The 22740-nt window shown below is 42.5% G+C and carries 22 protein-coding genes, 1 tRNA gene and 1 pseudogene; 14 read left to right on the forward strand and 10 right to left on the reverse strand.

Features of this window, described 5'->3' with window-relative positions; translation table 11 throughout:
• Positions 1–554: 554 nt before the first annotated feature.
• The 3 genes from F7734_RS20280 to F7734_RS20290 all read left to right on the forward strand — a co-directional run bounded on the left by F7734_RS20280 (position 555) and on the right by F7734_RS20290 (position 3502).
• A complete protein-coding gene (locus tag F7734_RS20280; protein WP_155746371.1) occupies positions 555–1679 on the forward strand; it encodes a geranylgeranyl reductase family protein in 1125 nt (374 codons plus the stop codon).
• An 87-nt stretch (positions 1680–1766) separates the two neighbouring features.
• Positions 1767–3047, forward strand: a complete 1281-nt coding sequence (cbiE, locus tag F7734_RS20285; protein ID WP_155746372.1) for a precorrin-6y C5,15-methyltransferase (decarboxylating) subunit CbiE — start codon at positions 1767–1769, stop codon at positions 3045–3047.
• Positions 3048–3310: 263 nt separating this feature from the next.
• Positions 3311–3502, forward strand: coding sequence for a hypothetical protein (locus F7734_RS20290; protein WP_155746373.1), 192 nt, complete (start codon positions 3311–3313; stop codon positions 3500–3502).
• 14 nt (positions 3503–3516) lie between these two features.
• On the opposite strand, the gene ccsB is transcribed toward F7734_RS20290, so the two are convergent.
• The 5 genes from ccsB to F7734_RS20315 form a co-directional block, all read right to left on the reverse strand.
• The gene (gene ccsB, locus F7734_RS20295) at positions 3517–4566 is read right to left on the reverse strand and encodes a c-type cytochrome biogenesis protein CcsB (RefSeq protein WP_155746374.1); all 1050 of its coding nucleotides are present in this window, start codon (positions 4564–4566) and stop codon (positions 3517–3519) included.
• A 105-nt stretch (positions 4567–4671) separates the two neighbouring features.
• The gene (locus tag F7734_RS20300) at positions 4672–6384 is read right to left on the reverse strand and encodes a DUF3352 domain-containing protein (protein WP_155746375.1); all 1713 of its coding nucleotides are present in this window, start codon (positions 6382–6384) and stop codon (positions 4672–4674) included.
• A 133-nt stretch (positions 6385–6517) separates the two neighbouring features.
• On the reverse strand, positions 6518–7147 hold the full coding sequence (locus tag F7734_RS20305; RefSeq protein WP_155746376.1) for a chorismate lyase: 630 nt from the start codon (positions 7145–7147) through the stop codon (positions 6518–6520).
• Between the two features lie 241 nt (positions 7148–7388).
• A protein-coding gene (locus tag F7734_RS20310) for an IS1 family transposase (RefSeq protein WP_155744830.1) occupies positions 7389–8080 on the reverse strand; the annotation gives its coding sequence in 2 pieces (ribosomal slippage) (positions 7389–7742 and positions 7745–8080; 690 coding nt in all).
• Between the two features lie 105 nt (positions 8081–8185).
• Positions 8186–8266: transfer RNA gene (locus F7734_RS20315), tRNA-Leu, on the reverse strand.
• A 336-nt stretch (positions 8267–8602) separates the two neighbouring features.
• On the opposite strand from F7734_RS20315, the gene accC reads away from it, so the two are divergent.
• Positions 8603–9952: an acetyl-CoA carboxylase biotin carboxylase subunit gene (gene accC / locus F7734_RS20320; RefSeq protein ID WP_155746377.1), complete on the forward strand. Its 1350-nt coding sequence runs from the start codon at positions 8603–8605 to the stop codon at positions 9950–9952.
• A 99-nt stretch (positions 9953–10051) separates the two neighbouring features.
• Here accC and F7734_RS20325 read toward each other — a convergent pair whose 3' ends face one another.
• Positions 10052–10342, reverse strand: a complete 291-nt coding sequence (locus tag F7734_RS20325) for a YggT family protein (RefSeq protein WP_155746378.1) — start codon at positions 10340–10342, stop codon at positions 10052–10054.
• A gap of 233 nt (positions 10343–10575) precedes the next feature.
• Between F7734_RS20325 and F7734_RS20330 the strand changes: the two genes are divergently transcribed.
• The 4 genes from F7734_RS20330 to F7734_RS20345 all read left to right on the forward strand — a co-directional run bounded on the left by F7734_RS20330 (position 10576) and on the right by F7734_RS20345 (position 13123).
• Entirely contained in the window at positions 10576–10695 is a 120-nt protein-coding gene (locus F7734_RS20330; protein WP_155746379.1) for a photosystem II reaction center X protein, read from the forward strand.
• A gap of 242 nt (positions 10696–10937) precedes the next feature.
• Complete coding sequence (locus F7734_RS20335) at positions 10938–11867, forward strand: Ycf66 family protein (RefSeq protein ID WP_155746380.1); 930 nt, start codon at positions 10938–10940, stop codon at positions 11865–11867.
• A 48-nt stretch (positions 11868–11915) separates the two neighbouring features.
• Entirely contained in the window at positions 11916–12479 is a 564-nt protein-coding gene (locus F7734_RS20340) for a PD40 domain-containing protein (protein ID WP_166482020.1), read from the forward strand.
• Between the two features lie 104 nt (positions 12480–12583).
• On the forward strand, positions 12584–13123 hold the full coding sequence (locus F7734_RS20345) for a PD40 domain-containing protein (protein ID WP_166482021.1): 540 nt from the start codon (positions 12584–12586) through the stop codon (positions 13121–13123).
• A gap of 104 nt (positions 13124–13227) precedes the next feature.
• Here the strand turns inward: F7734_RS20345 and F7734_RS20350 are convergent, their stop codons facing one another.
• Positions 13228–14232, reverse strand: a complete 1005-nt coding sequence (locus F7734_RS20350; protein ID WP_155746382.1) for a succinate dehydrogenase/fumarate reductase iron-sulfur subunit — start codon at positions 14230–14232, stop codon at positions 13228–13230.
• A 910-nt stretch (positions 14233–15142) separates the two neighbouring features.
• Between F7734_RS20350 and F7734_RS65420 the strand changes: the two genes are divergently transcribed.
• The 3 genes from F7734_RS65420 to F7734_RS20360 all read left to right on the forward strand — a co-directional run bounded on the left by F7734_RS65420 (position 15143) and on the right by F7734_RS20360 (position 17109).
• Positions 15143–15274, forward strand: coding sequence for a hypothetical protein (locus F7734_RS65420; protein WP_279239743.1), 132 nt, complete (start codon positions 15143–15145; stop codon positions 15272–15274).
• A gap of 195 nt (positions 15275–15469) precedes the next feature.
• On the forward strand, positions 15470–15940 hold the full coding sequence (locus tag F7734_RS20355; RefSeq protein ID WP_038084075.1) for an AbrB family transcriptional regulator: 471 nt from the start codon (positions 15470–15472) through the stop codon (positions 15938–15940).
• A 305-nt stretch (positions 15941–16245) separates the two neighbouring features.
• Positions 16246–17109 (forward strand): CPBP family intramembrane glutamic endopeptidase, encoded by an 864-nt coding sequence (locus F7734_RS20360; protein WP_155746383.1) that lies wholly within the window; start codon positions 16246–16248, stop codon positions 17107–17109.
• A 134-nt stretch (positions 17110–17243) separates the two neighbouring features.
• On the opposite strand, the gene F7734_RS62140 is transcribed toward F7734_RS20360, so the two are convergent.
• Positions 17244–17384: a hypothetical protein gene (locus tag F7734_RS62140; RefSeq protein ID WP_207714156.1), complete on the reverse strand. Its 141-nt coding sequence runs from the start codon at positions 17382–17384 to the stop codon at positions 17244–17246.
• Between the two features lie 282 nt (positions 17385–17666).
• Between F7734_RS62140 and F7734_RS20370 the strand changes: the two genes are divergently transcribed.
• From F7734_RS20370 to F7734_RS20380, 3 genes and pseudogenes are all read left to right on the forward strand, one after another.
• Complete coding sequence (locus F7734_RS20370) at positions 17667–17948, forward strand: type II toxin-antitoxin system prevent-host-death family antitoxin (protein WP_155746384.1); 282 nt, start codon at positions 17667–17669, stop codon at positions 17946–17948.
• Positions 17945–18389: pseudogene (locus tag F7734_RS20375) on the forward strand (type II toxin-antitoxin system VapC family toxin). Before F7734_RS20370 ends, F7734_RS20375 begins: the two are co-directional and overlap by 4 nt.
• 1025 nt (positions 18390–19414) lie before the next feature.
• A complete protein-coding gene (locus F7734_RS20380; RefSeq protein ID WP_155746385.1) occupies positions 19415–20743 on the forward strand; it encodes a glycosyltransferase family 4 protein in 1329 nt (442 codons plus the stop codon).
• A gap of 20 nt (positions 20744–20763) precedes the next feature.
• Here F7734_RS20380 and def read toward each other — a convergent pair whose 3' ends face one another.
• Both def and F7734_RS20390 read right to left on the reverse strand, forming a co-directional pair.
• The gene (def, locus tag F7734_RS20385) at positions 20764–21306 is read right to left on the reverse strand and encodes a peptide deformylase (RefSeq protein WP_155746386.1); all 543 of its coding nucleotides are present in this window, start codon (positions 21304–21306) and stop codon (positions 20764–20766) included.
• 43 nt (positions 21307–21349) lie between these two features.
• Positions 21350–22537: an HhoA/HhoB/HtrA family serine endopeptidase gene (locus tag F7734_RS20390; protein WP_166482028.1), complete on the reverse strand. Its 1188-nt coding sequence runs from the start codon at positions 22535–22537 to the stop codon at positions 21350–21352.
• Positions 22538–22740: the final 203 nt, after the last annotated feature.

Here is a 22740-nt window from a genome sequence, read left to right on the forward strand (position 1 = left end):
TTACAGTATGTCGTAATAGCAACCTTTACAGGTAGATAAAAGCTTGTATTAAAAATACCTAGCTGGCATCTTCCTTTTGTAAAACGCTTTTCCCAACACAATCAAATTGGTTATGAGGCTTTGTACAGACAGATTGATGTACTTGAATGAGGAAAATTAAAGATGAAAAAATTGTTACTTCCGTTCCTATTTTTCGTTGGAATTGTTTGGGTTATATTTACCCAAGTTCCCCTCCCACTCGACAACAATTTTTCTCTATCAGCATCAGCTAAACAACCAAAGAATCCATCAGCTTACTCCGATATTTTTTCAAGTTTTAGCTACTGTTAATACATGAATAAACCGTATTTTTAAGGTTAGATGCTAGTCTGTCATACTTACGTATGAAAAGCAAGAGAATGTGTATAATTTTTGAATGTAGAAAAAATGAGTCGTCTCACACTTTTGGCGATCGCTTTATCCAGAAAGGCAGAGGGCAGCTTTGCTGGAGGCATTCGGGAATACTAGCTCCTACCCTCCGATCTCCAGTCCCTAACCCCCAACCCCTAACCCCTATGTACGACTGTATTATCGTTGGCGCAGGACCTGCTGGTGGATGCGCTGCTTATCATTTAGCCAAGCGCGGGCGTTCGGTATTGGTTTTGGAGAAAGAGTCTCTACCAAGATACAAACCCTGTGGAGGTGGCGTTTCACCTGCAATTGCCCAATGGTTTGACTTTGACTTTAGCCCCGCAATTTCCATGAAAGCAGATACAATCCGTTGTACCTGGAATATGGACGATCCAGTAGAAGCAGAAATTGGAACTCCCGAACCAGTTTGGATGGTAAGACGAGATATATTCGACCATTTTCTGATTCAGCAAGCACAAAAACAAGGTGCTGAAGTACGTGATAATACTGAAGTTATAAGTATTGAATTTCAAAGCAATTGTTGGCACGTTAACACCGCTTGTGGTTCGGTAACGGGTCGTTACTTGATAGCAGCCGATGGTGCTAAAGGACCTATAGCTAAATGGCTTGGATTCAAAGAGCGCAAACGCCTTCTAGCAGGAGCATTGGAAGCAGAAGCCAAAGCAGATGTAAAAAATGGTAACGTTGCTCACTTCGAGTTTGGCATGGTGAAAAATGGTTACCTCTGGAACTTCCCTAAAGCAGATGGTTATTCTATTGGGATTGGCACCTTTGTTGGTAAGGGCGGTGCTCAAGATTTCAAAAGCATTTTAAGCGAGTATAGTCATGAGTTTGGTGTAGACATTAAAACCTGCCAACAGTACGGTCATGCTTTGTGTTTGTGGAATGGCAATCAAAAGTTGCATACTGATAATGCAGTTTTAGCAGGAGAAGCGGCTTGTGTTGTCGATCCGTTCACAGCAGAAGGCATTCGCCCCTCTATTTTTAGCGGTTTAAAAGCAGCAGAAGCGATCGATAAAGCAGTTGGTGGCGACATCAACGCCTTGGAAGACTACACGAACACCATCCACGAACAATGGGGTAGTGATATGGCTTGGGCGCAGAAGTTAGCTGGACTATTTTATCACTTTGCTGGTATTGGCTATAAAGTGGGAGTTAAGCGCCCTTCATCTGTCCAAATTATGGGCAAAATCTTGTGTGGCGAAATGCGTTACGCTGATGTTGCCAGTCGCGCTATCAAGCGCTTAACATCTGGATTGGCTGGTTAGTCATTGGTCATTGGTCATTGGTCATTGGTCATTGGTCATTGGTACTGGACAAACAACAAATGAGACTTGACAAATGAAGCTTGACAAATGACTAAAGTTAATGTAGTAGGTATTGGTCTGGATGGAATCGCTGGATTGAGTGAAAAAGTTAGGGAAATTATCGAACGTGCGACATTGCTGGTGGGTAGCGATCGCCATTTGAGTTATTTTCCCAACCATCACAGCCAACGTTTGCCTCTCAAAAATTTTACTGAAAATATTAGTATAATACGTGACTACATAAATAAGGGTTGTGATGGTGTTGTTATTATAGTTTCTGGAGATCCGCTCTTTTTTGGTTTGGGACGCTTGCTTCTAGCAGAACTGCCAAAAGATGTACTGACATTTCACCCTCATCTCAGTTCGGTACAGCTAGCCTTTAATCGCGTGAAAGCAAGCTGGCATGATGCGCGTGTTATCAGCGCACACGGGCGTTCTGTGGAGGAATTAATTCATGCCCTACAACAAGGGGTGGAGAAAATAGCTGTACTGACAGATGGAACAAATACCCCAAATGCGATCGCGAAACTGATCGAATCTCTGAATCTACCCAGTCAGTACCAGTTGTGGGTTTGTGAGAATTTAGGTGGGGATTTGGAGCGCATTGAGTCTTTCTCTGTAGAAACATTGTGTAAAGATGTTGCAAGCTCTACATTTGCCCCTCTGAATGTGGTAGTGCTACTGCGTCAGGATCGAGAAAAACCGCTAGAGCTTTCAGCGTTACCATATTTTGGTTTACCAGATGAGTGCTTTCTTAGTTTTAGCGATCGCCCTGGTTTGATGACAAAGCGAGAAGTTCGGACTTTAGTGTTAGCTGAACTCGCTTTGCGTCCCGGACAAATCATTTGGGATATTGGTGCAGGGACTGGTTCTGTTTCCATTGAAATTGCCCGCCTGTTTCCTACTTCCAAAGTCTACGCCATAGAAAAAACTGCTGCAGGTAGTGCCTTAATTGCCCAAAATTGCCGTCGCTTTCAAGTGGAGAACGTCATTTCCATTCATGGCAATGCACCGGATATTTTGCAAACTCTAGGAGAAACGTGTAACACCCCTAGTGGTGAACCAAGCCCAGATCGTATTTTCATCGGTGGTAGTGGAGGCAATTTAACTGAAATCCTTAATGTTTGTGCTACCAAACTCACCTCTGACGGCATCATAGTTCTATCTCTAGCCACCTTAGAACATCTCAACACTGCTTTATCCTGGTTTCAATCTCATTCTTGGCATTACCAGTTATTGCAAGTGCAGCTTTCCCGTTCTGTCCCCATCGGACACTTAACACGCTTTGCACCACTTAATCCTGTGACAATTGTTACAGCTTGCCATTGATAGCTTCATGAGGCTGAATTTTATTTTAGTAGTCCATCACACAAATTTGATGGGCAGCCACCTCGTTTCCAGGCTCAGCCACAGAATGCTTGAACTCAAGTCAATCGTAATTTCAGACTATGCTACATTTAGCCGCAACATTCGATGCCGTCGATCCCACCAAGGTAGTACGACTTTCAATCGCTTTTGTATCTATAATTACATCTGAATTGAACACTGATTTATTCCTTTAGACACTCCAATAGCGTAGGTACTGCTAACCAATGTCACTATCTCAACAATTTTTCGGTGACACCAGAGTTGTTGCTTTGGTAGTTATGGGAGGAGTTTGTGAACCAGAAAATATCGAGAAAAGAGTTTGTCCTAAGGTATCGAAGATATTAGAGATTTGTCCACCTGTGATTCTTGAGGTAATAAAGGACGGGCGAGGATGCCCATCCCACAATCGGGGATAATTTTTAGCAAATCCCTAAAAGAACCAACCGTATGAGTGTAAACCTTTACCTAAAAGATTAACCCCTAAGTAACAAATCCAAACGACAACAAAGCCGCTAGCTGCTAAAATTGCAGGGCGACGACCTTGCCAACCGCGAGTGATGCGGGCATGGAGGTAAGCAGCAAACACTAACCAAGTGATGAGTGCCCAAGTTTCTTTAGGGTCCCAACTCCAGTAAGAACCCCACGCTTCATTTGCCCAAACTCCACCAGCAATAATACCAATAGTTAGCAAGGGAAAACCCAATCCAATGACGCGATAGCTAATGTTATCAAGAGTTTCAGCAAGGCTAAGGCGTTGGGGTGAAAGCGGTTCGGCTGTTGCTACAGTTGATGACTGAGGTACAGTCACTAAATCTAAGACCACAGTTTTCCCGTTACTGTTGCCCTCAACACGGGTGGCTCCATTATTCTCACCAGTCAATGCTTGTGCTTGAGAGACTGCTTCACCAACTTTGTGCAATCGATAACCATTGCTGCGATAACCGCCAGATCCTACAGAACTACCCTGTAGTTGAATATCTTGACCGCGAGTGACTAACAGAAAAGCGATCGCCAGTAGCGAACCTACCATCAAAGCTGAATAACTCAACATCATCACGCTAACGTGCATCATCAGCCAATTGGACTTAAGTGCGGGAACCAAAGGTGCTGAGGATTGCATTTCTGATGGCAGTGACAAAGTTGCAAAAGCTGTGATGCCCATCGCTACGGGTGCTGTAACAACTCCAACCAAATGACTGCGGCTTGTATTTTCTGCAATAAGATGGACGGTGGTAATTCCCCACACCAGGAAAAATAGCGATTCATACAAATTACTTAGGGGAAAATATCCTGCTTCCAGCCATCTTGCTCCTAAAAGGGTAGCAATGCACAAGTTAGCAACAACCATTCCAGTTGTTCCCAAAGTAGGAAGGGCGGGAATGTTTGGAAACGCAGCCCCAAACCAATACACTAGCATTGTTATAAATAAGACAGCGAAAGAGGCATTATCCAGCCAATTCTGGAGTGCAACCAGATTCATAACTTAAGTTATCTCCAAGTTAAATATGTATTTTATTTTCTTAGATCCTAATCTTTTTCACTAACCACTAACTACTAACCACTAACCAATGACAGTTATTCTCCCTCATTGCCTGGGTGTTGCGCTAGGTGTAGGCGTTAGTAATGGATCTGATTTTTCGAATTTTTTCAGTGTGAGAAAAATGTCATAGCGAATACTGCGGTAATCGCTGACAGCTGATGTCACACCCAATGAATGTGTTGCGTCTATCCAAGTTTGTTTGATAGGCACAAAGGATGTTAAAGGAAAATTTTTAGCCGTTCGTTCCACATCTATGAAAAACTGCCCGTTTGTAGGGTTAGGTTCTTTGGGTACAGTTGTTTGAAACATTGTCGTGCTAGTGAGGGGGTAATTTGGTTTGGGCAGTATTCTTTCGGTGACAGGAGCACCCAATGCTAAAAAAGCAACGTTTTCATCCAACCAACCGTGTGTAGCCGTTAAGGTTCCAAAAGGTCCCAGCCAGTTAACAACAGGTCTATTTGCTACTGTTGTATACTTAATTTGAAACTGGTATTGATTTTTCATGACTTCATCTAGCTGTTTTAGAGCAATTTCGGCACGATTGCGATCGCTTGCTTCTACCATAAAGACAAAAGCAGCCCTAAAATCTTCTGATGAGCCTTCTTTGGTAATATTGGGAACAATTGCAACAGAAAATTCTCCTCCCATCCAACTGAGAAGATCTCGCTCTAGATCGAGACTGGTGAGAGATTTGACACCTTCTCGCAACTGTTCTGGTGTCATTGGCGAGCGCGGATTTCCTTGAGAAGTTAAAGCATAATCTGTCCACAATTGCTTTAAATTTCCTCCCGACAGCATCAATAAAGTTTCTGCAGGGAGACGATTTTGGATTTTGCCTGCATTATTTTCTGTTGCCAAAACTCTCTGGGAGTTAGGATTCAACCAGGAGACACCCTTTATCCTGACTCCTTCCGGTTCCAAAGAAAGACTTCCTGCCAAACCTTGGTTGTTTTGAAGTTGAGAGAGAACGGGCGCGGGCAAAGAGCGATCGCCAGATGCGGCTATTTTGGCAGAGAAAGGCACATTGACATAAAACTGAGCAAAAGGCTGGTAAGTAGCAATTTTGGGATAGTGTTCTGCAAAACCTAAAGAATCAGCCAAAGATGTCTTACGTTTATAGGCATTAATTGCTTTTTCTGTCGCTTTTGGGTTATCAGTAATAACTAAAAAATTCTCATCCACTACAGCTACTGAAAATTTTTCCCCAGCTTGTCCTTCGGTTTCTTTGATGGCAATATTCTCGTAGGAACGGTTAATCCATTTACCGCCTTTGGGCGCTTTTGGTTGTGACAGTATGCTTTTAGCAGCTTCTTTATTTTTTATAGGCAAAACCATCACAAGCGACTGTTCGTTGCCAATAACACTTGCGTTAGTTGTCACTGGTTTAGACGTGGCTTTGCTCATCTCAGGAGCAAGAACTGCAACTGCAATTTGGTCACCTACCCAAGGACGGATATCTTTCTGGAAATCGTAGCCATTACTTGTCAGAAAGCGTTCCTGAAGCTGCACTATATTGGTATCCAATTCTGCTTGCGTTTCTTTAGTTCCAAACTCTTGCAACTTTTGCCATTGACTGGAGTCGGTCGTAAAAGAAACTGCAAATAGAGCATCTTGAGGAATAAGATTTGCTCCAGGTAGCAAATCTCTAGAGAATGGTTTGCCTTGAGTCAACAGCCAATATGCAGCTACGCCCCCACCAATCAGCAATCCTGCTGATGAGAGCGTCAATATTAAAGACAGTTTCTTATCTTTTTTCATCCACAAAGACACAATCAGGCAGTGTCATTGAAACCTACATTACTTGCGAAATGATAACACTTTGTAAGTTCAGGCTTTTATGGTAAGCTTTTGCAACTCATCCCCTCTGCCTCCGTACTTCTGCCCTCTTATACTAAACTTTCCCATTATGAGAAGGCAATTCCATTGGTCCCAAATATTTTGTTAAATAAGGTGAAAAAACCTCATAAATGAGGGTAAGAGGCTGCCCGTGATGCCAAAACAAGTAGTGGCGACCCCAAAAAGGTCCTGACTCATCAAAACCCGACTCTAGGGCAGTGGAGTCCCCGTAATAAATTCCCTGTACATCCCGGTATAACTCCGTGCGGAGACGTGCCAAACTAGCCCAAATGGGTAATGCACGGTTTTGTAAATACTCATCTACTTGAGTTGCTTCCCACCAAGAAGTAGCATATGCCAATCGCTGACCGGAGGCGGTACGCAACCAAACCTGTCGTCGTAGTCGCGGTTCTGGAACAGCTTTGATTAGGTCAGGTGCATTATCCAAATCCGCGCCAACCAATGACATATCAATAACGTCCACTTCTGTGGGTTCACCTGTCAGCAATTGTAAGTGTCGTGTCGGAGACCCGTCACCTAACAAAAGGAGTTGCCAAGCGGGTGCAAGTTGAGTGTGAGGCAAACCCTGTTGAATGACTTCCTCTCCACCCTGCCAAATTGGGGTGAGACGATGCCACCCCGATGGTAATGTTAAATTGTTTATCGGCGTAAAAGTCGCTGTCAAGGTTCTTTACAAAACTTCACTTATTATATAATTGCATAAAAATTTGTCATTTGTCATTTGTCATTTGTCATTGCTCATTGGTCATTTGATCTGAGGGTCAAGTGTTACAATATCTTGTTCGGGCACGCATAGTTTACCTACAGGGAAAGCTTCCTCGTGACTTCTCTCAGAAATACATTTATGAAAAAAGAAATCGATTAATCTCTCATTATATTGCTGGCGTTGCATAAATGCGGGATGATTAGGTAAATACGGGTAATTCTCTATACTTTAAGTAATGAAGTAGTAATCTAATTGAGTGTTTAAGCATATCCACGGATTTTGAATAACATAGTGTTTTTCGCCGTAATCTTGCCAGATAATGACGTAGGCGAGTATTTTCGCCTTCAACCCTAGTCATATAGGTTTTACTAACAATATGGTCGCCTGGATCAATAAAACAAGGGTAAACTACCCAACCATCTGTTACGTAAAAATAACATTCCCAACAAGAAACAATGTTCCACAAAAATTTAAACGTTTCACTACTGCGATCGCCAAGAGTCCAAGCTAAAATTCCTGGGCGAAAATGATTTACCGCTGTCCATAACCAAACTTTGTTTTTTTTGACCCTACAAAGGTTTCTAGCTCATCTAATTCACCAACTTCTGGTATCTCTTGAAATTCCGGTGCGTCTGGAAGTTGCGAGCCAACTTGTTTAACCCAGTTAATTATGGTCGTATGATGAACCCCTTTGTCTCGCTCGATAGCTCGGAATCCCATGCCATTTACGTATAATCTTAAACATTCTTTTTTTACTTCATCTGAGTACCCTCTCGGCGGACTGTAAACATCTATAAATTGACGACCACAATTAGTACACTTGTGGTTTTGTTTACCTCTTCGCTTGCCGTTTTTCAGAATCTCCGTAGACTCGCAGTATGGACATTGCATAGTAGAACACCTCAAATCCTCCCTCTATTATGCAACGCCATATTGCTTAATAACAATGACCCACATCAGCCAGTTACTGGTCACTTGTTACTGTTCACTGATTAATGCGGATGGCGAGACTCGAACTCGCAAGGGAAGCCCACACGCCCCTCAAACGTGCGCGTATACCAATTCCGCCACATCCGCAAGGTTCATCGTATTGACTATAGCATAACAAAAACGGATTTGGTTGAGATGCCACCCAAAATACAGAAAATTTTTCTTAGGGAATGAACTAATTTTAATGTTATTGAGTGTAAGTGCCATATGGCGCACAATACTCTTACACTTATAAACACTATACTGGGAGGCTGAAAACGCACTTCTCTTGTAACCTATAGAGGCAAAAAGCCAAATTCTCGCCCTCCTGACGGGGATGTGAGTTGGTTCTATCCTGCCGAACAAGTGAGATGAGGCTCTGCGTAATTTCAACTTTGACGGCAGATTAATGTCAATCTACGAACTTATATCAATTTCTAGAAGATGAAGTTTGACAAAATATTAATTGCCAATCGGGGAGAAATCGCTCTTCGCATTCTCCGCGCTTGTGAGGAAATGGGGATTGCGACAGTTGCGGTACATTCCACCGTAGACCGAAATGCTCTGCACGTTCAATTAGCTGATGAAGCGGTTTGTATTGGAGAAGCGGCTAGCAGTAAAAGTTATTTGAATATTCCTAATATTATTGCTGCTGCTTTGACACGTAATGCTAGTGCTATTCATCCTGGTTACGGCTTTTTGGCAGAAAATGCTCGATTTGCAGAAATTTGTGCCGATCATCACATTGCTTTCATTGGTCCTTCTCCCGAAGCAATACGGCTAATGGGTGATAAATCTACGGCAAAAGATACCATGCAAAGGGCTGGTGTCCCTACAGTACCGGGTAGTGATGGCTTGCTAGAGTCGGAAGACGAAGGATTAGCTATTGCCCAAAAAATCGGCTACCCTATTATGATTAAGGCCACAGCTGGTGGCGGTGGTAGGGGAATGCGTTTGGTGCGTTCTGAGAGTGAATTTATCAAATCTTTTCAAGCAGCGCAAGGCGAAGCCGGAGCTGCATTTGGTAATTCCGGAGTCTATTTAGAAAAATTTATTGAGCGTCCCCGCCATATTGAATTTCAAGTATTGGCTGATAACTACGGTAACGTAATTCATTTGGGCGAACGCGATTGCTCGATTCAGCGTCGCAATCAGAAACTTTTAGAAGAAGCACCCAGCCCCGCTTTAGATTCAGAATTGCGCTCAAAAATGGGACAAGCAGCTGTTAGAGCATGTCAATTTATTAATTACAGTGGGGCGGGGACTATCGAATTTCTCTTAGATAGATCGGGTCAGTTTTACTTTATGGAAATGAATACCCGGATTCAAGTTGAACATCCCGTTACGGAGATGATTACGGGTATAGACTTGGTAGCCGAACAAATCCGTATTGCTCAAGGAGAAAGACTGACGCTCGAGCAAGACCAGGTCATCTTGAGGGGTCATGCGATCGAATGCCGTATCAACGCTGAAGATCCAGAACACGATTTTCGCCCCGCAGCCGGACGTATCAGTGGTTACCTTCCCCCTGGGGGTCCCGGAGTCCGAATTGACTCCCACGTATATACTGATTATCAAATTCCCCCATACTACGACTCCCTCATTGGCAAGTTAGTTGTTTGGGGTCCAGACCGTTCCACAGCTATCAAGCGTATGAAGCGTGCGTTGCGAGAATGCGCCATTACCGGCTTGCCAACGACAATTAGTTTCCATCAGAAAATTATGGAATATCCCCAGTTTCTACAGGGAAATGTCTATACCAATTTTATACAGGAAATGAAAGGGCTTGGATAATCGGTAGTGGTTAGTGGTTGGTAGTTAGTGGTTAGTGGGAAGTGGAACAACTAACCACTAACAACTAACAACTAACAACTAACCACTAACAACTAACCACTAACTGCGATCGAGCATAATCAGCAGCCCTTGCTGACCTAACAAAATTTCTCGCAGTAAGCTGCAAATCCCAACCCAAATGATAGGAGTAATGTCTACTCCACCTAAAGGCGGTACTATCTTTCGCAATGGGGCTAAAAAAGGTTCAGTGGGCCAAGCTACCACATTGAAAGGAAAACGATTCAGTTCTGCTTGAGGATACCAAGTCAGAACAATGCGAATAATAAACAAAAACGTCATCAGCCCTAACACCGGACCGAGAATCCAAATAGCAAGGGTAGCACCAGTCATGATATCAGCTTGACTCTTCCATCAGAATAGAGAAAAAATGAGAGCAAAAGCGGTAAGATTTTAAGCTTTGTAAAGCACTCTCTATTATTCTAATTCTTTGACTTCAGTTTTCTCCACTTGTTGCTTCCCTGGAATAGGTCGAAAACTTGCCCTCAGTCACAGCTAGGTAGCTTCTCAAGAATCTGCTACAGTATTAAAATTGAAGTAGATTATGTAAAAAAAGGTTGAAATCTATGACACCCTCTTTATCAAATTTTCTTTGGAGTCTCGTTTGGGGTACTGCTATTGTCGTTATCCCTGTGACAGTAGGATTAATTTTTGTTAGCCAAAAAGATAAAATCGAGCGTTCATAAAAGATTTCAACAAGTGTGAAACACTCGCTCGTTCAAGTGAGAAAATGGTTTGGGAGACGCAGGTAACTGCGTCTCTTCTTTAAATATGCCCAATTACAGTAAAGTATCGGGTATGTGAAACGGGAAAAATTTTTTGGAATGGGTTAATTTCGCTTGGACATAGCAATAATATATAGTAACCAGTTACAGTAGAGTTTTAAGTTTTAACTCGTTAACATAGATTTGTTATTAGGTAAACAGCAATGCTAATGTTCGGGCTGAACTCAGCCAGTGTTCTGGCTCAGGTAAATTTTGGGGCGAACTCAGCCAGTGTTCTGGGAATCTTCCTGGCTGTGGCTGGGGCAGCACTCTATTTTCTTCGCTCAGTGCGCCCAGAGCTTTCCCGCGACCAAGATATCTTTTTTGCGGCTGTAGGTTTGCTGTGCGGCTTTATTCTTATATTCCAAGGATGGCGTCTCGACCCAATTCTACAATTTGGTCAGTTGCTTTTGGCGGGATCGACGATATTTTTCGCAGTTGAAAGTATTCGCTTGCGGGGGATCGCCACACAACAAGCCAAGCGCAACACTCCTATTGTGGATGATGAACGAGAGGTGAGCGATCGCCCTTCATACACTAGAAGACCAAAATACAAGGCAGAAATGGAAGCTGATTTAGATCCCCTGCCTTACTATGAGGAAGACGAAGCGCCACCAAGACGAATTCCAGGTAGCAGGGATTCTCGCTCATCTCGTGATGATTACTACGATGATGAAGCGCCACGCCGCATAGAACGTCGCAGCAGCAGTAACGAAAGATCGAATATGGACAAACCTCGCCGTCGGAGCAATTCTCGTCCCACACGCACATCTGAAAGGTTTGAAGATGAGGATTGGGGTACTTCATCTAAACCAGCAGTCGATGATTGGGATAACTCTCCGGGTGAAGAAAAAAGACCTTCTCGGCGCAGTACTAACGGACCGGTTCGACCAACAGCGACAGAAGATGATGTTCCTTCCAGATCGAGAAGGCGTCGTCCCCCCAGTGATTCAACCTATCGAGTTGAAGGTCAAGATGATGATGCGATCGCCACGGATTACGTAGATTACAAACCTCTTGAACGTCCGCTTGACCGCCCAAATCGCCCAAGTGACGAACAAGATAATTCAGTAAATTTTGATGATGATGTTTAAATAGATCTGAGGAAAAGTTGCAAACAAAAGCAACAGAAAACAGTTAAGGTGAAAAAGATTACACCTAGATTTCGGCTCCAAAGACAAATTCGTTGGAGTCTTTGTTTAACATTAGCAGGTATGCTTGTATCCTGCAGTTACAATGACCTTCCTGTAGGACCAACTTCTCTCAACAGCCGTTATACCGAACAGCAACCAGCGTTGAGTGGAAATGGTCGTTTTTTGGCATTTGTATCCAATCGCAATGGCAGTCATCAAGTGCTGTTGTATGACTTGCAACAACAACAGTTTATGAATACACCGGGCTTAAATCGACCTGAAACCATTGTAGAAAGCCCCAGTCTCAGTTACACGGGACGTTATATTACCTACATTACCAGTGACCAAGGCAGACCAGTTGTCGCGCTTTACGATCGCGCAACGCAACAGTCGCAAATCCTCACACCAATCTATCGCGGTTGGGTGAGAAACCCAAGTATCAGCCCCGATGGACGCTATGTTGTCTTTGAATCCGCAAGTCGCGGTCAGTGGGACATTGAAGTCCTAGACCGAGGACTAGATATTGAGTTAGATATTGATAATGGGGCTACTGTAACGGGATTGGGGGGGTAGGGGGACAAGGGGACAAGGGGGACAAGGGGGACATGGGGACATGGGGGACATGGGGACATGGGGACATGGAGACAAGGTAGAATAATAATTCATACTAATGCCCAATGCCCAATGCCAATGCCCAACGCTCAATGCCATTCATAATATTTACTATTGCCAGTTTGTTGGGTGGTTGTGTTGGCTACCCTCGCTTGTTGAACTATCCTGTCGATCCTGGAGGGCGCAGTCTTAACAGCTTGGGATCGGAGTTAAATCCACAAATTTCCAAACGCTATGTTGTTTTTACGACTGACCGCATGGGTAGCCAAGATGTGTATATGTTTGACAGGCTAACGAATAATTTGGTTGATTTACCTGGGTTAAATTCTTTTGATGCGATCGCATCCCATCCCTCTGTGGCTGAAAATGGGCGCTATATTGTTTTGTGTGCTAACCGTCAGGGGCGGTCGGGAATTTTCCTCTACGATCGAGAAACGCGTCAATTACGCAATTTAACTGCGAACTTGCAAGCAGAAGTTCGCAATCCAACGATTAGCGCTGATGGAAGTCGGATTGCCTTTGAATCTAGCGTAAATGGTCAATGGGATATTTTAGTTTATAACCGTTCCGGGCAGCGTTTAAATATACCTCAAGAGCCTCAGTAGATTGGGGATTGGGGAGTAGGGATTGGGAATTGGAACGAATTCTTCTTCTACCTTGTCTACCTTGTCCCCCTTGTCTCCCTTGTCCCCTTGTCCCCCTTGTCTCTCTACTCCCCAGTCTCCAGTCTCTGCACTGCTTCAATCAAAGATCTAACTTGTTCAGTGCCTTCGGAAGGTTCAAATGATAGTGGAAATTTTCTGCGGGCGAGCATTCGCAAACCGAGAGGGGCAATACTCAACAATCCTTTTAAGTCCCTCAGGTAATTGCCGACAACTTGTAAACCAAACTGACGTTCATCGATCCAACCGCCTTCTTTGACTAACTCCACTAGCACTTTGCGGTGACGAATGGAACGGCTGTCAGTTGCTTGTTTGCGATCGAGAACTTCTTGTTTGATTTTAGTAATTTGATCTAACGGTGCAACACCCATCGGACAAACAGAATTGCAGTAAAGACAGCGAGTGCAACCCCAAACTCCTTTAGTTCCTTCGTTATATTCTTCTAATCGAGTTTCGGTTTTGTTATCGCGAGAATCTGCTACCATGCGGTATGCTTTGGCAAGAGCATGGGGACCGACAAAATCTGAATTCACTTCACGAGCGTTACATTCCGAGTAACACGCTCCACACATGATACAATTACCAGTTTCATCGAGACGCGATCGCTCTAGTGGTGTTTGTAAGAACTCTCTTTCTGGTACGCTTCGCCCTGCTGTACTCACATAGGGAGCCACCGCTTCTAAGTTGTCCCAAAAACTGGTCATATCCACTACTAAATCCTTGATAACAGGCATATTACCCAGTGGTGCTATTGTTATTTCTGGGATAACATTTGTAGGGCTTCCTGGTGTTTGGGCTGCTTGCTTGTGGGAAATTTCACCACCAACATTTTCTTTACAAGCCAAAGCCGAGCGCCCATTTATTCGTATAGCACAGCTTCCACAAATTGTATTGCGGCAATTTTTGCGAAATGCTAAAGTTCCATCTTGCTCCCACTTAATACGATTTAGGCAATCGAGGATGGTGTTTCCTGGTTCAACATCCAAAACGTAGGTTTTTACCATAGGGGAGGAATTTTGTTGCTGCCGTATGACCTTAAAAAGAACTTCCATTACCACTATTAATAAAGAACTTCTACCTAGCTTATGAAATTTTTCTCACTTAATGGCGCTCCTTCCACAAACGAGATCCACCAAGGTGTCCTTCATTCATAGCTAGCTGTTAATATACTGACGATTGTAAAGACCAGAAATTTCCGCTCTCTACAATAATAAGGATAGCCGCGAAAATTTGAATTGTAACTTCCCTGAATAGGTTACCATCCATTGGGTCATAGGGAGAGGGGTAAGGGGACAACAGGGATATTAAGGATAATGACTCACCCTATCCCCTAACTAAAAATATTTGTTGCGAAATGCCTCTATCGGTTATAACTGTATCTTGATGTAAACACAAGTGAGAGCCATTCACCTCAAAAAACCTACTTTGCAATGCCACACCAGCACTTTTTTGGTTATATAGAATTGTTAACCGGCATTATATGAACATTGTGACCTCATAATCAAGAAACTCTTGGTTTGCACTCATTGCACAAAACTGTATGTCTAAATTCAATGAATTTTTCTAAAACTCGTACAGGAATACTCATCCCAAGGGTAGGGATTAAGATAAAAGTTTGTGCGGCAAGTTTAATTCAAACTTAAACAAGTATTTTGCTATTATTAAACCATGCTAGTATTTAATATGAAATTACAAAGCAACAAAACCAGTATCAATCGCCATAGATGTGCGGCTGTTACTGCTTTGTTTCTTAGTAATATTGTAGAGAGCGGAAATTTCTTATCTCTACTGGTAGGATAAAAGGGTTTACATCTGCACAACCTCCCAAAAGCTACTTTTGCTGTCAAAAGCTTGCGAGTACGAATGGGGAAAACCTTTCGTCTCAGAGCCAAAAAAGCAAAGCTAGAAAAGTGGAAAGACCGCTTTTTCTTGGGTTCATGACTTATTAGGGGTCAAACGAGCGTGGCAATAAAGTTGGAAGAAATTCCTCACCACGTTCTGGCTCCCCAATTTGTAAAGGTGGTCGGAAGTGACACCGCTACAGCAGTGCCAAAAGAAAGATTGATTTCATTTCGGATGGCAAATGATGGCTAAAAGTGCCGTAAAACTACCAAAATAAATGCCTGTGACAATCGTGACATATCTGGAGTGTTGCGGATAACCATAATAAAGGTTCTTAGGCTACCCGTATAAAGGTTTTGAGTAGCGCTGTGTAGATGTAAAAAAGCCAAATACTGGCAAAAAGACAAAATTTATCAATTCGGAGAGAGTGAGGATCTTTGGAGCATAATGACTGAAACTGCAACCGCACCATTAACCGGTAAAGCACTGCTTGCAAAGGTTAAAGAACTATCCAATTTACCACGGCGAGAAAGAGCCAAGCAGTGCGGTTACTACACAGTTACCAAAAATAACCAAGTCCGCGTCAACCTGACTGATTTTTATGATGCTTTACTGTCAGCTAGGGGAATTCCCTTAAGCCCAGAAGCACCAAAAGATGGTCGCGGACGCGAACCGACATACAGAGTCAGCGTACACCAAAACGGTCAGATTGTAATTGGTGCAACTTACACCAAAGCAATGGGCTTAAAGTCAGGTGATGAGTTTGAAATTAAGTTAGGATACAAGCATATTCACCTAATTCAAATCGACGCTGATAAGAAGTTGCTCTCGTCGGATGATTCGGATTTAGACGAAGAGGATATCGAAGACGAAGAGGACTTTGATGAGGATGAAGATGAGGATGAAGAGGAAGATTAAATTTTTTTATAGTAGAGGCAAGTTTAGAGCAAAAGCTTGATGACTGACGCCGATGATGTAGAAAAAATGTAAATTTTCCTGACAAAATAAAAAACTTCGTACAAAATAAAACGATGAGACTGTTGCAGCTATAAGAAATTTTGATAAAAGCTTGGTTAAGAATAGGCAAAAGCTCAAAAAGGTAAAGTGTGAAAGATAAAAGAAAGATGAAGTATGATAGAAAAGTATGAAATACTTTATATTTCACCTTGTAATTCACACATTATCATTGGAAAGTTTTTGTTCTGCTGAGCGAGAGATATGATATGCAACAAGTCTGTCGTATTTTTTGGCGCGATGTCATAGTATTATTTGAGCCATCATTACAAGATGCAGATGCATTATTTGTTGTGATGGCTTTTTTTCTTTCGTGGATTATCTGTTGGATACCATTAGCGGTAATATCAGCGATCGCTATGAAATGGAAACCCTTTCAACCTCTACAACCAGAACAAAAGTTACCCCTACTTATTCCTCTCTACCTCCTAGCCCCCCTCATGCTTTGGGGTACAAGTTGGTTGACAAAAACTTCCTTTTCTGAGTATGGATTTTCAGGAAATCTTGCAACTTTTTATTCTTTAGCCTTAGGTTTAGCGTTGGGAGTGTTGGGTATTGCAGTGGTGTTTTCTTGTCAAATATGGTTGGGGTGGTATGCGTTTCAAGAAACAAACCTCAAGCAAGTGCGACCTATTTTACTACCTGTATTGTTAGTTGCTTTATTGGTAGGTGGTGTGGAGGAGTTAATTTTTCGCGGTTTTCTCTTGAGAGAACTGGACTTGGATAGCTCTGTTTGGATAGCTGCGATCGCCGGAAGCTTAATTTTTGCCCTGCTACATCTGGTTTGGGAGCAGCAAGAAACTATTCCGCAATTACCCGGTCTTTGGTTAATGGGAATGGTGTTGGTATTAGCACGGTTTACGGATGGGGGTAGTATCGGCTTGGCTTGGGGACTGCATGCGGGATGGGTTTGGGCGATCGCATGTTTGGATACAGCACAACTTGTTAATCCTACGGGTTGTGTATCTGAGTGGGTGACGGGTAAGAATAAAAAACCCTTGGCTGGTGTGGCGGGTGTTGTTTGTTTGCTACTGACGGGGGGAGTTCTCTTGTTGATGTTGAGATATTTTTGAGCTTCACGCAAAGGCGCAAAGGCGCGAAGAGGTAAAGATTAGATTATGAGGAATTACGCACTGTACAAATTAACCGTGGCTTTAACTCTTTTAACCTGATGATTGTAGATGAAGGATTTTTGTCATACTCTGCTTCAGCCTTGAGGGTGAAATCTAACCAATCTCCCATTAGCACTATAAATATATTCATCAAGAATATGCTCAATCCCAATTCGCGTTCCTTTAACCCGGATATCATCAGCCGAAATAAATTCAAAGTAGTCTTCTAATTGCATAAAACATCAACTTTTATTTTAATTTGACAAATTTTGAACTGCTTTAGTATCCCAGCTGCTTCTTAATATGCTTCCTTGTCACTCCAAAATTACCAATATCAGTCTTGACAGTTCTTGGCAAAGCCCAGATCTACAACGCTTAAAGCCAGAACAATACCAAGGTTGTCTTAGTAGGTAAGATTGAAAGAGACATCTGTGTTTATCTTAATTCAAAATTTTCTCTAAAATTCAATATGGAGTATAATATCAAGATAATCCTCTATATAGAGAGATAAAAGCACTATGTCTCAACAGTATTCTATTGAACAAATTTCTACAAATCTGGCTAGGATTGTTCAGGAGGTCGAACAAGGTGAATTAGTACAAATTATACGCCAGGGACAACAAGTTGCTGTGATCCTATCTGTAGGTGAATACGAGCGTCTATTGTCAGAAAAGCCAAATTTTTGGGAATCTTTACAGCAATTTCGGCAAGAAATGATTGAAGAAGGAATCGAAATTAATCCTGATGAAGTCTGGAAGGATGTGCGCGATCGGTCTCCTGGGCGTGAGGTTACTCTGTGAGTCAGTTTTTACTTGACACGAACATCATTTCTGAATCGTTGAGGCTGTACCCAAATCCAACAGTTATTCAAAGGCTTCAAATACATGAAAGGGAACTTGCAATTGCTTCAGTTACTTGGCATGAACTGCTATTTGGTTGCTATCGTCTGCCTGCTTCTAGGAAACGAGAGAGAATTGAACGTTATCTTAAGGAAATAGTTCAACCAAATTTTCCTATCTTACCCTATGACGTAGCTGCTGCTGAATGGTTTGCTTTGGAAAGAGCGCGATTGATAGCTATTGGAAAACCGCCTGCTTATCCAGATGGGCAAATTGCAGCTTTCGCGAAGCGCAAGCTGTACTCAGCTTATCGCAAAAGTAAATGGACTGATTTTAGTAACAAACAATGTATCAGATTATGTTTCTTTTCAAGAGCTTCAAATAGAAAATTGGTTTGTTTAATAGGAATAGTAAGAAATAATATATTGTTTGGATATAGCGCAACTCGTCCCTCCTACGAGTTGTTTATCTGAATAGGGTAAAGGTAAGAATAAAAAACCTTTAGGTGGTGTGGCTGGTATTGTTTACTCCTTCCCGCCCGAAGATTACTACATGAATGAACCGCACTCGATCGCATTGGACACGAAGAAAGAGTAAAAGAAGGTCGGTAATCAATACTGCAAGGGCTGAGAGAAATTGTAGTAGGGGAAAACCCGTGTGCGAAACCCAACAAATGCCGATAAATGTTGGGTTTCGTTCCTCAACGCAACCTACGTAATTGCGTGTTTTTATGCAAAACCTACGCAGTATCGGGTCGGTAATCTTGTCGCGGAAGGGAGTTAGAAAAATCTTAATTGATAAAACCTATTTGATTTGGCATTTAACACATTCGCGGAATTCCCAACCCGCCATGCGGTGGGGTAGTTAATGTTGAGTAAAAATTCTGGGTATTCTATTTTATTTTTGAAATATGCATGGGGTAGGCATTGTCTAGCAAAGTTGGATCTGATGGGCTGTCTTCCCTACCTATTCAAAATTTTCATAAACAATTTAGGATACCTATATAGTATAAAGATTTTATGAAAGAAGCGCTAAATTATACGAGATACTACCACACTGATGTTACTATTTCTCGTGTATCTACCAAGTGTGGTCAAAAAACTGAATTGTTAAATAATTTAAATTAAGCTCTATTTATAGTTAATTTCCCCATAGCGTTCTGCCTTTAGGCAGTAGCGCAGCTATAGCAAAACTTTACGGAGCAAACCCGAACCTCAGGTATCTTTAAAATAGACCGTTGTGTAGATTAACAACTATGTACTGAGTAGTATTGTAGATAAGGAATACCGTGCTAATACCATTCCGTACCGCAGTTCTTGAAGTTCATAAATGAATTAACAAACACTAATTCATAGTAAGGGTGACTCTGTAATGAATCAAGCGGAACATGAATTTTTTGTAGTACACACAGAATTGACTCATAAATAATGCATATTCTGATTTACTCCTACAACTACTATCCAGAACCCATTGGAATAGCTCCATTGATGACCGAACTGGCAGAAGGGCTTGTCAAGCAAGGTCATCAAGTCAGGGTTATTACGGGTATGCCCAATTACCCACAGAGAGAAATCTATCCGGGTTATCGTGGAAAGTGGTACGTAACAGAACAGAAAAATGGTGTCACTATCCAGCGTTCCTACTTACGTATTAAATCCAAACCAAATTTGCTGGATAGACTGTTACTAGAATTGAGTTTTGTGTTTACAAGCATACCGCAAGCGTTAAACGGCTGGCGACCCGATGTAATTCTTCTGACAGTACCTCCGTTATTGGTATCATTACCCGCTAGCCTACTGAGTTGGCTGTATAACTGTCCGGTGGTACTGAACGTACAAGATATTCTTCCAGAGGCGGCTGTACGCGTTGGGCTGTTGAAAAACAAGTTGATGATTCGCGCTTTAGAAGCTTTAGAGAAGTTTGCATACAGACGCGCCCATACCATTAGTGTCATTGCTCATGGCTTTTTAGAGAATTTAGTCAGTAAGGGAGTTCCTATCCAAAAAATAGTTTGTATCCCCAATTGGGTGAACGTCAACTTCGTCCGCCCTCTACCAAAAGAGAAGAACTATTTTCGGGCTGAACATCAGCTTGAAGGAAAATTTGTGGTGATGTACTCGGGCAATATTGCACTGACGCAAGGTTTGGAAACAGTCATCGAAGCAGCAATTTCTTTGCGCCACATTCCAGAAATTGTCTTTGCGATCGCGGGTGAATCAAAAGCCCTCCAGTGGCTGCAAAAATACTGTTTGGCATCTCAGGCTACTAATGTTTTACTTGTACCGTTACAGCCCAGGGAAAAACTGCCAGAAATGTTAGCCGCCGCCGATGTTGGGTTAGTCGTGCAAAAGAGCAATGTCATTTCTTTCAATATGCCTTCTAAAATTCCACTCTTACTAGCTTCCGGTCGCCCGATATTGGCGAGCGTTCCAGCTACAGGTACAGCAGCGCGATCGGTAACCGAAAGTGGTGGAGGTATAGTTGTCGCTCCAGAGTCACCAGATGCTTTAGCCAAAGCGGTGCTATACCTGTATAACAATCCTAACGTGGCTACTCAACTTGGGAATAAAGGCAGACAGTTTGCTATTGAGCATTATTCTTTTGAGCAAGCTTTAAGAAATTATGAAGTCCTGTTTTCTAGAGTCATTGCAAGCCAAGAAAAGAATTTCAGTATTTTGCCCGCAGTAAATGCCGATGAATCTGCCAATCCAGACTTCCTGGAGCGACGTGACAGAAACATCGGAATCCCCCGTTAAAAATTTTAAAGAGTACACCCTCATTGAGGATGTTGAACGATTTGCTTTTGATATTCTTGCTCGCTCATAATATCTAGGGTGCTTTCGAGTCTGTCTAGAAAGACTATACCATCTAGATGATCGAACTCGTGTTGAAAAATTCGAGCTACAAAATCTGTGAGTTCTGCTTTGTGAAGTTTGCCATTTCTATCCAGATACTCTACTTCAATTGCTTGATATCTAGGAACTAAACCGCGAATTCCCGGAACGCACAAACAACCTTCCCAACCTTTCACAACCTCGGTGGAATGTGCAATAATTTTGGGATTTATCATAGCAGTTGGTTCCATTTCTGGAGCATTTGGATATCTGGGATTGGGACGAGAAGCAACAACAAATAAACGTAAGGATTCTGCAACTTGGGGTGCAGCAATTCCTACACCATTCGCTTTAGCAACTGTTGCTATTAAACCATCTATCAGTTTTTGAATGCGATCGTCATGGATATTTTCAATTGCTGAAGCTTTTTGACGTAGTATGCGATCGCCTAATTGAATAATTGGAAGCGTTTCTATTTCAGACATAGGAAATAGGGGTTAGGGGTCAGGGGTTAGGGAAAAGAGATGATTAACTATAACGACGAACTGGTAATGGTGCGGGACGAACTCCTATTTGAGTGGTTTGTCCATCCCGTTGTACTTGTAGTTGTATTGTTTCTCCGATCTTGCTCCCTTCCACTATTTTTTGGACGTCTTCTATTTTTGTAACAGGTTGGTTGTTAATACCTTGAATAATATCACCTTGTCTTAAACCTGCGGAGGCGGCGGGAGAACGGGGAACAATATCAACTAACAGAACTCCCTTGCTAGCAGTAATATTAACCTCAGCGCTGGAGTTGATTTTGTCTCTAAGTTCTGGTGTTAAGGTTACCATCTGAATACCCAAATAAGGATGGTCTACTTTTCCCTTAGAAATTAATTCTTGAGCTATTCGCCGCGCCGTGTTGATGGGAATGGCAAATCCTAACCCTTGAGCACCTCGAATAATAGCAGTGTTCATCCCAATGACTTCACCGCGAACATTTAATAATGGTCCCCCAGAGTTACCCGGATTAATAGCAGCATCGGTTTGAATGTAATCCACTCGCTTATCGGTAGCGCCAATATCACTACTAGAACGTCCTGTAGCACTGAGAATTCCCGAAGTTACAGTGTTGTCCAATCCCAAAGGATTACCAATAGCAATCACCGCTTCTCCCGGTTGCAAGTTTTCTGAGTTACCAAGAGGGACTGTAGGTAATTTACCAGCATCTATTTTAATAACCGCCACATCCGTTACCGGATCTTCACCCAGTACGCGTCCTTCAAATTCACGACCATCCTTTAATTTAACGGTGACGCGATCGGCTCCATTAACCACGTGGGAATTGGTGAGAATTTGCCCTGCGGAGTTAATAATAAATCCAGAACCACTTCCCTGTTCGACCCTTTGTCTTGGTTCTGATGGTCTTATATCCCCAAAAAACCTTCGGAAAAATGGATCGTCAAATTCTTCTGGTAACTGCTGCGAAATTGTCCTAGCTGCATTAATACGAACCACAGCTGGTCCTACTTTTTTGACCACTCCCACTACAAAGTTTGGATCGTCAGACCCCGAAAATATTGGTGCGACAACTGGGCTAGTTGTTTCATTATTGCTTTGGGCTGTGTTTTCACTTTGAGTTTGTGACTCCGCATTAGGCTTTTGTGCCTCAAGAGTTACAGCTGGTATCGAACAACCCCCAAGAGATGCCACTGCCATACTACATAATAGCATAAATACAATTTTAGTGGTTGAGGAAAGTTGAGGCGAAAAACGTTGCTTGTCGCCGTATTTGGGTTGAAATTCATGGTCTGGTGTCTTCATCTGTTGTTGTTTTCTCCTGAGAAATTGGTCATTGGTCACTGGTCATTGGTCATTGGTCACTGGTCAAATTTGTAAGTTGCTTATATCTTCATTATTGTGACGATCGCACCCGT

The sequence above is a fragment of the Scytonema sp. UIC 10036 genome (assembly GCF_009725235.1).